We start from the raw sequence: 12,879 nt of genomic DNA, 5'->3' as shown, positions 1-12,879 counted from the left end.
TCGAATAGTACTGCTTTTAGCATTGGGTTTTTGTTAATTGGTTAATTAGGTAATTAGGTAATTAGGTAATTAGGTAATTGGGTAATTGGGTAATTGGGTAATTGGGTAACTGGGTAACTGGGTAATTTAGTGGGCAAATGTACTATTATGTTTTGTGAATTGGTAATCCAAAGGTTTAATATGATTTCCCTTTGTGTCTTCGCTAAAGCTTAAGCGACACGCGGGAGGGTTTGGGTAAAAAATTGAAGAATTGCTCCTTCCCCCAGCAGCTATCAAAATACAAATGAAAATTAAGAAATTAGTATTCTGCGTATTGGGGGAAGGTGGATTTCGGTTACTATTTTTATTAAAAGTACATCTATTGCAACCCGAAATTCGGAAGGGGGACTGTTAAGTTTAATTAATTATTAAGTACTAAAAATAATGGTTAAGAATATTCAAAGCCTTTAAATAGTTTCAGTAGACCCCTTATCTCTATTCTTCTTTTTAAACAAGGCAGGAATCTGGTTGTAGTCCAAAAAGTATTGCACTTTTATAGAGAGGGTGTGGGTGATAGGTTGATCGAATAGGGTGTCTATGCTATCTGTATAGGAATCGCGCGCAGCAGAATCGAAATTAAATAACTGATTTCTATAGAGTGCCGTTATAAAACTTCCGGGGGCAAACTGCCAGGAATAGCTAAGGTCAAAATTCCAGGTGGTGAAGTTAATGTCTGGATTGTCTTCAATATTTTGAGTGGTGTAGCCCGTGGTAGTGGTAACTGAACCATCTTCCTGCAAAGAAAATAACTCCCGGTCATATGCCACCGTACCCCAATAATTGCGTAGTGTAAGTGCCAGGGTATTGTAGGGATTAAAGTTATAGCTGGTTGTAAAAGTGTGTGTAATCTCTACGCGCTTTCTATCTCCAAAAATCACGTCGTCGTTTTCTTGGGTTACATAGCCGCGGTCTCCTGTGTAGTATTCCCTGTCAAAACCATAGGCGATAGAAAACTTGTCGTTCACTCTAAACCTTGGGTTAAAACCAAACCAATAATTTACATACGCTCTCTCTGAATCCAGAAACGTTTCTACTCCTGTATATCCGCTAACGTACAATCGCTTGTTACTGTTAGTGCCAAACCAGCTATTGGTATTTACCTTGTTCCTGGTAACAAAAAAACTTCCTTCTTTTCGCGGTTCAAAATAGTCGAATTGCTCCCCAGGTTCCAGGTTAAGATTCACTTCTACACTGTTCAGTTTTTTTGTGGTTCCGGAAAACCAACCTCCAAAACCAAAACCAGTAAATGTACTGGGGTTCGCCAGGCGGGTATAGTTTACATAGGTCCCTACTGAATATCTGTTCCAAACTTCGGTAGGCTCAAAAATCTGATAGCTGCCATCCACGCCAAAATTGTTGAAGTTGTTTCTAAACTGAAGCCCAAGGTCGTTAATATCATAGGTATCATCTGCATAGCTATAATCAAAGCTATAGCGTAGTTTACCGTGTGTTTTTCTTATAAAGAAAAAGGAGCTATAGCCTGTTTCGGTACCTGTTTGCTCGTCTACGTTGCTCATCTTTACTTCGGCTCTTACATTGTAGGTATTTCTTTTATTGCTAATGCTGGAAACAAGCCCGGTAACATTGGCATCCCGAAAGGATCCTGTACGGAACACATTGGTATTTATAATCCCTACGGAAGAGTTCCCATTAAATTGTTGGTCGGCTACAATGATATTGTAATTGGTAAAAGGTTCTAACTCCTGTTTACGAACGGCTCCCGTAAGCGTATCCTGGATAGTTACTTTTGTACTTTCGGTAATAGAATTGAAAACACCTAACCCAAGCCCTTTTTTGGTGCGTCCGGAAACCTTTATGGCGTTCAGGACCTTTACCGTTTCCAGTTCCAGAGGGTCAATAATTTCTTCGGTTTCAGATAGGGTGGGTTCGGTACTTGGGCGGCCTCCAATTCTTCTGGAAAAGAAGATATTGCCCTTGTTAAATAAATCTACGCCCTCCGTAAAAAACTGACGTCGTTCCGAAAAAGTTTGTTCAAAAGGCCCTAAGTTGAGCGAGACATTATCGAACCCTGCCTGGCTAAAGTCTGGAATGAGTGTGGCGTCCAGGGTGAAGTTTTCGGTAAGTCCGTATTTTACATCCAAACCCGCGTTAAAGTTAGAGTCATGCTCCCCGTCAAAACGTTGTTGTACGGTAGAGACAAACGGATAAAATGCGAGGCGCACAGGAGGATTCAGGTTTGCCAGCCCTTTTAATTCTCCGTGATACAGCCCTATATTTCCTTTGGTAATATCTATTGGACTCCAGGTATATTGCGAATCGTCTCTACGGAAACGTCTATGGAATTGCATGCCCCAGGTGTCCAGATTGTTATTGTCAAAACGTAAACAGCGGTATGGAATTTTCATTTCTACCACCCAGCCGTCTTCATGGATTTGCACGGCACTGCTCCACACGGCATTCCACCCAAAGTCCTCCCCAATAGAAGGATTGGAAATAGCATCGGCTTGCGTTCCTGAGGCAAATACGAAGAATTCGGTGTCATTCTGAGCGTCATTATTCGGATTAATTACAAATCCGAAGAAGTCTGACTGGCCAAAATTATCTCTACTTGAAAGTTGTCTGGCTATAAGCGAAGGGTCGTCATAAAGGTAAGCCGCCACGTATAAAGCTTGGTCATCGTAGGTTATTTTAACCACTGTTTTGTTGGCTTCGGTATCCTTTACGCCCATGTTGGGTCTAAATTGGGTAAAGTCTACCGCCTCTGCTGCGGTTGCCCAAATAGGTTCGTCCAGAACGCCATCTATCTTGGGAGCATTTTCGGTACGTACTATTTGAAGTGATTTTTTTTGTGCCGAAAGGTGTAGCGTACACAAAACGGTTGCGATGAATAACAGAACTGCCTTCATAGGTTGTGATTTGATTGATACTATAGAGACCCCACCTCTTTGGAATTGTTACAGTAAACCACCACTTTATATCTATATAAGATTATATAAGACGTTGAAGAGGATTGTTTTCAACCTACACCTACCAACTTTATTCTTCTACTTCAGGGAGATGGTCTGCCACTTTTACGTGCCAGGCAATGTGTTCTTCCAGCGTGCTTTTAAGATTTGGCATGGTGTCGCCCAATTGGATATAGGCCTGGTCGCACAGTTTGGCACAGTTGCTATGTTCCTGAGATAGGTTTTTTTCCAGGTCTTTATCGCTGTCTAAGCCCAAGGAAGATTTGATATCTTCCCACCCCATTTCTATAGCATTGGCGAGGGTTCTGTTTAGTTCTAGCTGGGCATCTGGTAAGTAAGTTTTAAGATCGTGTACCAATTGCAGGCTAAAAAACCGGTGCATATCTGCGTGCTGGCGGAGCATGCCCTTTAAGGTAGCGCTTTCTGCCACTACCGAAAACGAAAGGAACTTGGCGTTGAGGTCGTTATGCTTGGTAACAAGCTTATTTATAATCTGGGTAATTTCTTTTGGTGTTTCCATAGTGTTACTCTTTAAAATTAGTGCTTTGGGTAGGCATCCTAATGGTATGTATTGGGAATGGGATCTCAATACCATTCTTAGCACATAGATCATTAATCACTAAGATAGCTTCATCCTGAGCGGCATACATCTGGCTTTTCTTTGTATAATCTATCCAAAAGCGCACCATAAAGTTAATGGAACTATCGCCAAATTCGGTATAATAAAATTCTATTCGTTCTCCTTCTTGCTGCGGAAAGCTGGTTCCAATTGTTTGTATGACTAACTGTTTTACAGCTCTAAGGTCACTGCCGTAGGCAAGTCTGCTGGTAACTGAAATACGTCCGCGGGGTTCTAAACTATAATTTACAAAAGGTTCTTCTATAAACTTGCTGTTGGGCATAATAACATACTTATTATCCGGCTGGCGCAATACCAGATTGCGCAGGCTAATTTCGTGCACAAATCCTGCATGGTCGCTTGTCTCAATAAAATCGCCTATTCTAATGTTGGGTAAAAATGAGAGCATTACCCCCGAAAAGGTATTGCTAAGCGTGCCTTGTAATGCCAGCCCAATGGCGAGTGCTACCACCCCGGCTCCTGCAAGAATTGAGGTTAATGCCTTGTCGAGATCTAAAATTCCCAACGTAAGAAAAAAACCAATTAGGAGGACAGCACCGTAGACCATTTTGGCAATGACCCTACGTACAGAACGGTTTGCCATATGTTTTCTAAGGATACGAAGGAGGATATTTTTTATAAACTTAGCCAGTATAAAAAACAGAATAATAACTAAAATAGCTACCCCTATATTAGGCAGTTTTATGATGAAAGCTTCCCACCAGCCCAACAATGTATCTGTGAGTGTGGCCACAATACCCTCACTGGTGGTGGTGTCTTCTTTGGTTTTTTGAAATACAAATAACATACTACAAAGCATTTGTTAATACTAAGGTGCCTACTACCCATAAAATTAGTGATAATATACCACCAATAATAGCAAAGTGTTTAAACTTATATAATCCCGTTCCATAAATAAGGGTATTGGTCTGGTATCCCACAGGCGTAAAAAAGCTGAAGTTTGCTCCAAAAAGTATTGCCAGAATAAAAGGTTTCACATCCAGTGCAAAACCAGCAGCCATGGCAATGGCAATAGGAGTCATAACAATAGCCGTGGCGTTGTTACTTATAAAACCTGAAAGGAGCATGGTTACACCAAATAACAAGCCCATTACCATAATAGGGGGTTGTCCCTGTAGCAATTTCAGGAGCTGTTCACTAATCCATACATCTGCACCGCTGTTGCTCATGGCAATGCCCAGTGGGATCATTCCTGCCAATAAAAAGATAATCTGCCAGTTTACCCGATGGTAAATATTCTCTAAAGAAATAAGCCTAAACAGTAACATAGCCGCAACGCCCGTTAATGACGCTGTTAAAATAGATAGTACCCCGCTAGCGGCCAGGCCTATAATCCCTAACAAAATGAGTAAGGCTGTAATTTTACGTCGCAGGGAAATGGCAGGTTCATACTCGTGCTGATTTAATATGGCAACGTTTTCCAGAGCATACATTTTTCCCAACTGTTGCTCCTGAAGCTCCACCAGCAAACGGTCTCCGGGCTTTATGTTAATATCGTTTAAGTTTTTACGAATAAGACGCTCTTTGGTATTTCTAAGGTTTATTCTCTTTTTTATGGCTATGGGATAGGCACCATTTAAAGACATACGGCGCATGTGTTTTAAAGTGTTGCCAATGAGCTTGGAGCCTGGTAAAATTAATAACTCTACATACGTCATATCACTCTCTTTGTCACTATCGTCTTCACCTTCTTCCTTCTTTTTATGTTGTGCATCCCTGCGCCTTTCATTAATAACCAGTTCGTGCTTTTGTGCTATATCATTAATAGACTCAATCGTGCTCATAAGTACAATGTTGTCTTTGGCTTTAATCTGGACATACTTTCCCGGGGCATTAATCACATTTCCATTGCGAATGAGTTTTAACGGGGTTGCAAGCTCTTCATCCATAAAATCTACTTCCGAAATAGATTTTCCAACCAGATCTGATGCTTCTGAAATAGTCACAGTGAAGACATAGCTATCTATATCATATTCACTCTGTAAATCGGCTGAAGGATCTTTCGGAAGAAACCTTGCTGCAGTAGTCATAAAAACTATCCCGATGGCCAGAAATATAAGTCCGTATACTGAAAATTCGAAAAAGGAGAACGCTTCTACACCCGATTCGCGCGCAATAGAATTAATTAACAAGTTGGTTGACGTTCCCATAAGCGTACAACTACCTCCCAGGATGCCTGCAAAGGAAATGGGCATTAGCAATTTGGAAGACGAAAAGTTATAACGCTCTGCCAATTGACTTATAATCTTGATAAAGATAATTACCACTGCCGTCGTACTTATAAAAGAAGAAATACTTGCAGATACCAGCATAAACGCTGGTGTAAGCAATACAAGCGGGAGTATTTTAAGTTGTTTAATAGCTCTGGTGAGCCATTGTATTACGCCATTATCTTCCAAGCCAATGGCTATAATCATTAAAGATAATATGGTTAAGACCGCAGGGTTGGAAAAGCCACTTATAGCCTCTTCCGGCGTAGTGAGATTTAGTAATATGAGTGCGATAATGATTAAGAAAGCAATTTTGTCTATCGCAAAATATTCTGTAACAAAGAGTAGAATGGTGACACCCAGTATAATAAAGACGAAGAGTATGGGTAGTTCCATAGAGATCTTTTAAGATGGTTTAAAGTTATTCGCAACGGACGATATAAAATATTAAGGAAGTCATAAATAAAAAAGGACACGTACGAAATAACAAATTTTAAGTGGAAAACTAAAAAGAGAAAAGAGAGTAGGAGTGTCGTGAGAGGATGAAAATTACAAACCGACCTCAACTTTTTTTACATACTCACCAAATACCCATCCTTCGGTGCCATTTTCGCGTTGGATACGCGCCCAACGGAGGGTGTCGCTTACTGCTTGTAGTACGAGCACACGTTCACCTTCTTTTGGGAAAAAGGTAATAATTTTTGCTTTTAAGTTTGGTTCGGCCCGCATACGTACGTCCTTGCCTGTAATAATGGCATTGCCAAATAATAAGGTTGGCGCTTTCTCTTGTATGGTATCGGTTACGACAACATCGGGTTCACTGGTTTCTGATATAGTTGTTTCGGCAGGCCAAAAAACAATACTCAATGCTATGATAGCAGCGACTACAACTATGCCAAATAGTAATGTCTTTCCTGGCAATGATTGCTTATTTTTGGCTTTATCTTCTTCTTCTTTTTGTTTTGCTTCCAGCTCTTTACGTTTTCGTTCTCGTTCTGCTCTTTGAGCGGCTAGGCGCTTTTGTTCTGCCTGGTATTCTTCTTCAGTAATACGGTCCAGTTCTAATTGACGTTGGTATTCCAGCCAATCCCTTTCGGTATAATAAATATCACTATCTGCTTGATAGTAGCCTGTAAATACTTCACCTTGATGTGCAGTAAGTTCAATTATGCGACCTTCGGCATCTTTAAAAAAGGGATTGTCATTACTAGTTTGAGCATCTATAATACGACGTAAGATATGAGACATGGGTAGTTATTAGGTGCTATAAATGTACTGAGAATACCTTGAGAAATTATAGGCTTTGTACTATTTTTTTTAACGTGAATGGAGAGCAATAGTATAGACAAAATAGCTGCAAATACTAACGAGAACTTTTAATGAATGGGTAGGACGCTATCATACTGTTTAGTGGTATTGAAGCCTGTAGTTTTGGATAGCCATGTAGAGAACTCGTTACGATTACGTTAAATAGCACTATCATGTTATATTTTTATTTAACTTTGCATTACAATGAAACAGCTTATCCATAAATCTATAGCGACCTGTATGGCTTGCGTGGTACTTCTTACTACGATGTCTTTTACGGTAGATATACATTATTGTGGTAATACCTTAGTTGATTTTTCATTTGTACAACAAGTTGAAACCTGCGGGATGGAAACCGTAGCATCCACTTCTGGTTGTGAAAATCCAATGCTTGCAGCAACATCTTGTTGTACAGACCAGCAAGTGTCTAAGCAAGGTACCGAGGATCTTACGATTACCTTTGATACCCTTACTTTTAAGCAACAGGTTTTTGTTGCATCTTTTACTTACACCTATATCCGTTTATTTGAAGGAGCCCAATCTGAGGCTATTCCTTTTGTAGCGTACGCACCGCCCTTCGTCAAACAGGATGTGCAAGTACTGCACCAGACCTTTTTAATTTGATATACTAGATTTTTTGAAACGAAGCCCAATAGCTATGCTGTGATGGGCTATAGCTCGTGTTTATGATTTCCTGCACGACATATTTTCAACTATCTAATAATCAAATAGAATGCTTAATAAGGCCATAAAATTTTTAATAGAGAACAAACTTGTTGCAGTACTACTTCTAGCCCTTTTTGTAGGGTGGGGTGTTGTGAATGCTCCATTTAAGTGGGACACAGGTTTTTTACCTACCAACCCAGTTGCAGTAGATGCTATTCCAGATATTGGTGAAAACCAACAGATTGTATTTACCAAATGGGAGGGTCGTTCACCACAAGATATTGAAGACCAGATTACCTATCCACTTACTACTTCTTTACTTGGTATTCCCGGAGTAAAGACTATTCGTAGCTCGTCTATGTTTGGGTTTTCTAGTATCTATATTATTTTTGAAGAAGATATAGAGTTCTATTGGTCCCGTAGTCGTATTCTTGAAAAACTAAATTCCCTTCCAACCAATCTATTACCAGATGGCGTAAATCCATCTTTGGGGCCCGATGCCACAGGACTAGGCCAGATATTCTGGTACACACTGGAAGGTCGCGACAAAGAAGGAAATGTAACAGGGGGTTGGGATCTTCATGAATTACGGAGTATACAAGATTATTATGTGAAGTATGGGTTATCTTCGGCTGGAGGTGTTTCAGAGGTAGCCTCTATTGGTGGGTATGTGCAGGAATATCAAGTAGATATTAATCCAGAAAAAATGCGTCAGTATAATGTCTCTATGGGCGATGTTGTAAAAGCTGTCAAGGAAAGCAATCAGGACATAGGCGCTCAAACACTCGAAATAAACCAGGCGGAATACCTGGTTCGTGGGTTGGGTTATGTAAAATCTATTGGAGACATAGAAAATGCTGTAGTAGCTTCCGAAAACTTTACGGCTATCCGTATTAAAGATATTGCGAATGTTCATTTAGGACCTTCAGCAAGGCGTGGGATTCTGGATAAAGAAGGCGCCGAAGTTGTAGGAGGGGTTGTTGTAGCCCGTTATGGCGCCAATCCGCTGGAGGTAATTACTAATGTGAAAGAACAAATAGCCGAATTAAGCTCTGGACTTCCCTCCAAAACCTTAAAAGATGGCAGAATATCTCAAGTAACCATTGTTCCTTTTTACGATCGTACCGAACTTATTCAGGAAACCTTGGGAACGCTCAATGAAGCCCTCACTCTGGAAATACTGATTACCATTCTGGTAATTATTGTTATGGTTTTTAACCTGCGAGCCTCCATTCTTATTTCAGGATTACTGCCGGTAGCGGTATTAATGGTTTTTATTACCATGAAACTCTTTAACGTAGATGCCAACATCGTGGCGCTTTCAGGAATTGCCATTGCTATTGGTACTATGGTGGATGTGGGCGTCATACTAGCCGAAAATATGATCCGGCATTTGGAAGATGAAAAACTCCGCTTTAGAGAAAGCGGGATCGAATACACTACAAACGAGATCATCTACAACGCAACCGCCGAAGTTTCTGGAGCCATTTTAACAGCGGTACTTACTACTATTATTAGTTTTCTCCCTGTTTTTACTATGATAGGTGCCGAAGGAAAACTCTTTAGACCGCTCGCATTTACCAAAACCATGGCGCTCACCGCATCGCTGGTTATCGCCCTGTTTTTAATTCCGCCATTTGCTGCATTTCTATTCAGAAAAACAAATATTCGGGAGCGTTCAAAATATATACTCAATGGCCTTTTAATGCTGTTAGGGCTCACTGCTGTCGTTTTTGGATATTGGTTAGGTCTTATATTAATTGCTTTTGGTGTGGTTGCACTCTTAAGCGTACGCAACATAGTCACGGCAAAACGTGCCAATCTCATTAATATCATCGTGTCAGTAGTGGCTATTATCCTTTTACTGGCCAACTATTGGAGACCACTAGGGTTTGACCGAAGTATCCTAATGAACCTGTTATTTGTGTCTATTATATGCTTCGGATTATTAGGGATATTTTCTGTATTTAGAAGATACTACGACCAAATTCTACGTTGGGCTCTGGCGAATAAATTGTTGTTTTTACTTATTCCAGCGACCGTTCTAACTTTAGGATTTCTCATTATGCGTAATACGGGGAAAGAATTTATGCCCGCCCTTAATGAAGGTTCCTTTTTACTGATGCCTACCTCATTACCGCACGCAGGTGTGGAAGAAAATAAACGGGTCTTACAACAGCTGGATATGGCTGTGGCAAGTATTCCAGAAATTGAAACCGTCGTAGGGAAATCTGGTAGAACGGAATCTGCGTTAGATCCCGCACCGCTTTCAATGTATGAGAACGTCATTCAGTATAAATCTGAATTTATGCGCAATGCACAAGGAGAACGCCAACGCTATAAAGTAAATGATGACGGCCTTTTTGTGCTGAAGAACAACAAATTCATCATCAATCCCAACAACGAACTAGACGACGATGTAAATTATGAGGCATCAAGTCTTAAAACCAATGCCACGCACGAAGATTTAGTGGAAGATGACAGCGGCGAATACTACCGAAACTGGCGTCCAGAAATTAATAGTCCGGACGATATCTGGAATGAAATTGTTAAAGTGACAAAACTGCCAGGTGTTACCTCGGCCCCTAAACTACAGCCAATCGAGACACGACTCGTTATGTTGCAGACTGGGATGCGTGCGCCTATGGGGATAAAAGTAAAAGGTCCGGATCTTCCAACCATAGAAGCTTTTGGATTACAATTGGAAGACATTTTAAAACAATCTGAAGGTGTAAAAGAACAAGCTGTCTTTGCCGATCGGATTGTAGGAAAACCCTATTTACTTATTGATATTAAACGAGACCAACTGGCTCGTTACGGAATTTCTGTGATGGATGTGCAGGAAATTTTACAAGTAGCTGTGGGCGGTATGCCTCTAACTCAGACTGTGGAAGGGCGTGAGCGCTACGCTGTAAGAGTTCGGTATCCAAGAGAACTACGTGCCAATCCAGAAGATTTAATGGCTATTTATGTTCCTGTTGAAAAAGGAAGTCCTGTTCCTTTAGGCGATTTGGTAGAGATACGGTACGAGCAAGGTCCACAAGTTATTAAAAGTGAAGATACCTTTTTAATTGGGTATGTGTTATTCGATAAGCTGGACGGTTTTGCTGAAGTAGATGTGGTTGAAAATGCCCAGGCATTAATTAAAGAACGCATCGATAGTGGTGAACTTATTGTTCCACAAGGAATAAGCTATCGTTTTACGGGAACGTATGAAAATCAGCTTCGGGCAGAGAAAACCCTTTCTGTTGTGGTGCCACTGGCATTGCTTATTATCTTTTTGATTCTGTATTTCCAGTTTAAATCTGTTTCTACATCGCTTATGGTATTTACAGGTATTACCGTGGCTTTTGCGGGTGGTTTTATTATGATCTGGTTATACGGTCAGGATTGGTTCTTTAATTTCAGCTTATTTGGTGAGAATATGAGGACGCTCTTTAATATGAAAACGATTAATCTAAGTGTCGCCGTCTGGGTAGGATTTATTGCCCTTTTTGGTATTGCTACAGATGATGGTGTGGTGATGGCAACCTACTTAACTCAGACGTTTGACCGTGAAAATCCTTCAGATAAAAAAGCAATTCGTCTGGCAACATTAGAAGCCGCAGGCAAACGAATAAGACCTTGTTTAATGACCACAGTAACCACTATTCTTGCGTTACTGCCCATTCTCACATCCACAGGAAAAGGAAGCGATATTATGATCCCAATGGCCATCCCCATTTTTGGTGGGATGATCATAGACATAACGTCCTATTTTCTGGTACCTGTGTTGTATAGCTGGAAAAAAGAGTTTCTTTTAGATAAGAGAAAAAAGAATATAGAGATGAGACTAAAAAATGACGCTTTATGAAAAATTATAAAATAAAAATAGTTAAGGGAGTCTTTGTTCTTTGTTCTCTGTTCTCTGTTCTATTAGCACAAAGTCAAGAATTACAGACCTACATAGTAGAAGCCGAAACCAACAATCCAGAAATTCAAGCCCTGGAGCTGCGCTATAACATTGCTGAAGAAAAAGTAAATGAAGCAGATTGGATTCCAAACACAGAGTTTAGTGCTGGCTATTTTGTGAGTGAGCCAGAAACGCGAACCGGAGCACAGCGTGCCAGATTTTCGGCAAAACAAATGTTGCCGTGGTTTGGGACTATTACCGCCAGAGGAAACTATTCAAAATCTATGGCCGATGCAGAATACGTAGAAATTACCATAGCCAAACGTAAACTGGCCATGGCCATCTCACAATCGTATTACAAACTCTATGAAATTAGAGCAAAACAAAAAGTGCTCGATGAGAACATTCAGCTTTTAGAAACCTATGAACGTTTTGCTTTAACGTCGGTTGAGGTAGGCAAAGCTAGTGCTGTAGATGTACTTCGCTTGCAAATAAGACAAAACGAATTGCAACAACAAAAAGAAGTATTGGAGGAATTATTTATCGCAGAGCAAACAGCATTTAACAACCTGCTTAATCGTGACATTACTACAGACGTTGAGGTGTATAGTATGTTAGAAATACCCACAGAAGATGTTCTTATTAACGAAGAAGCCCTTACCTTAAATCCAGAGCTACTTAAGTTTGACAAGCTTTACGAGTCGGTATCACTGGCAGAAGCGCTCAACCAAGCAGATAGTAATCCAATGATTGGTTTTGGGGTGGATTATATCCCCGTTTCCGAAAGACCGGATATGAGTTTTAGCGATAATGGAAAAGATATTTTTATGCCTATGGTTGCTGTAACGATTCCTATTTTTAACAAACGCTATAAATCTATTTCCAAGCAAAACGAACTGCGGCAACTGGAAATTACCTCTCAAAAAGAGAACAGGTTAAATGTTTTAGAAACCGCTTTAGCCAAAACAATATCACAACGCAATCAAGCACGAATCGCTTATAAAACACAAGAAATAAATCTAAAACAAGCGAAGGACGCCGAAGAGATTTTGATCAAAAATTACGAAACAGGTACCATCGATTTTAACGATGTATTGGACATTCAGGAATTGCAGCTTAAGTTTCAAACAAATCAGGTGGAATCCGTTCAGCTGTATTATATGCAAGCTGCCATTATTAACTATTTAATCAATTAAT

General features: G+C 40.3%; 8 protein-coding genes. 3 read left to right on the top strand and 5 right to left on the bottom strand.

Translation table 11 applies throughout. From position 1 onward, the window contains the following. Positions 1 to 446: 446 nt before the first annotated feature. The 5 genes from ACQ2HF_RS15465 to ACQ2HF_RS15445 all read right to left on the bottom strand — a co-directional run bounded on the left by ACQ2HF_RS15465 (position 447) and on the right by ACQ2HF_RS15445 (position 7,064). Entirely contained in the window at positions 447 to 2,906 is a 2,460-nt protein-coding gene (locus ACQ2HF_RS15465) for a DUF5916 domain-containing protein (RefSeq protein WP_432411323.1), read from the bottom strand. A 130-nt stretch (positions 2,907 to 3,036) separates the two neighbouring features. Next, positions 3,037 to 3,486 carry a hypothetical protein gene (locus tag ACQ2HF_RS15460; protein ID WP_432411322.1) on the bottom strand — a complete coding sequence of 150 codons (450 nt, stop codon included), beginning with the start codon at positions 3,484 to 3,486 and terminating at the stop codon, positions 3,037 to 3,039. 4 nt (positions 3,487 to 3,490) lie between these two features. Next, entirely contained in the window at positions 3,491 to 4,393 is a 903-nt protein-coding gene (locus ACQ2HF_RS15455) for a mechanosensitive ion channel family protein (RefSeq protein ID WP_432411321.1), read from the bottom strand. 1 nt (position 4,394) lies between these two features. Further along, on the bottom strand, positions 4,395 to 6,212 hold the full coding sequence (locus tag ACQ2HF_RS15450) for an SLC13 family permease (protein ID WP_432411320.1): 1,818 nt from the start codon (positions 6,210 to 6,212) through the stop codon (positions 4,395 to 4,397). 153 nt (positions 6,213 to 6,365) lie between these two features. Beyond that, complete coding sequence (locus ACQ2HF_RS15445; RefSeq protein ID WP_432411319.1) at positions 6,366 to 7,064, bottom strand: SH3 domain-containing protein; 699 nt, start codon at positions 7,062 to 7,064, stop codon at positions 6,366 to 6,368. Between the two features lie 264 nt (positions 7,065 to 7,328). On the opposite strand from ACQ2HF_RS15445, the gene ACQ2HF_RS15440 reads away from it, so the two are divergent. The 3 genes from ACQ2HF_RS15440 (at position 7,329) to ACQ2HF_RS15430 (ending at position 12,878) form a co-directional block, all read left to right on the top strand. After that, the gene (locus ACQ2HF_RS15440) at positions 7,329 to 7,748 is read left to right on the top strand and encodes an HYC_CC_PP family protein (RefSeq protein WP_432411318.1); all 420 of its coding nucleotides are present in this window, start codon (positions 7,329 to 7,331) and stop codon (positions 7,746 to 7,748) included. Positions 7,749 to 7,857: 109 nt separating this feature from the next. After that, positions 7,858 to 11,643: an efflux RND transporter permease subunit gene (locus tag ACQ2HF_RS15435; protein ID WP_432411317.1), complete on the top strand. Its 3,786-nt coding sequence runs from the start codon at positions 7,858 to 7,860 to the stop codon at positions 11,641 to 11,643. Next, complete coding sequence (locus tag ACQ2HF_RS15430; RefSeq protein WP_432411316.1) at positions 11,640 to 12,878, top strand: TolC family protein; 1,239 nt, start codon at positions 11,640 to 11,642, stop codon at positions 12,876 to 12,878. Before ACQ2HF_RS15435 ends, ACQ2HF_RS15430 begins: the two co-directional genes overlap by 4 nt. Position 12,879: the final 1 nt, after the last annotated feature.

Origin of the sequence: Rasiella sp. SM2506, assembly GCF_050859505.1 — a bacterium.
Classification (GTDB): domain Bacteria; phylum Bacteroidota; class Bacteroidia; order Flavobacteriales; family Flavobacteriaceae; genus Marinirhabdus.
The sequence above is the reverse complement of the archived record's forward strand: the minus strand, read 5'-3'. Positions and strand labels throughout refer to the sequence as shown.

Excerpts from the sequence above, each read along its gene's own strand:
- ACQ2HF_RS15465 (WP_432411323.1), bottom strand. The coding sequence starts at position 2,906 with ATGAAGGCAGTTCTGTTATTCATCGCAACCGTTTTGTGTACGCTACAC.
- ACQ2HF_RS15460 (WP_432411322.1), bottom strand. The coding sequence starts at position 3,486 with ATGGAAACACCAAAAGAAATTACCCAGATTATAAATAAGCTTGTTACC.
- ACQ2HF_RS15455 (WP_432411321.1), bottom strand. The coding sequence starts at position 4,393 with ATGTTATTTGTATTTCAAAAAACCAAAGAAGACACCACCACCAGTGAG.
- ACQ2HF_RS15450 (WP_432411320.1), bottom strand. The coding sequence starts at position 6,212 with ATGGAACTACCCATACTCTTCGTCTTTATTATACTGGGTGTCACCATT.
- ACQ2HF_RS15445 (WP_432411319.1), bottom strand. The coding sequence starts at position 7,064 with ATGTCTCATATCTTACGTCGTATTATAGATGCTCAAACTAGTAATGAC.
- ACQ2HF_RS15440 (WP_432411318.1), top strand. The coding sequence starts at position 7,329 with ATGAAACAGCTTATCCATAAATCTATAGCGACCTGTATGGCTTGCGTG.
- ACQ2HF_RS15435 (WP_432411317.1), top strand. The coding sequence starts at position 7,858 with ATGCTTAATAAGGCCATAAAATTTTTAATAGAGAACAAACTTGTTGCA.
- ACQ2HF_RS15430 (WP_432411316.1), top strand. The coding sequence starts at position 11,640 with ATGAAAAATTATAAAATAAAAATAGTTAAGGGAGTCTTTGTTCTTTGT.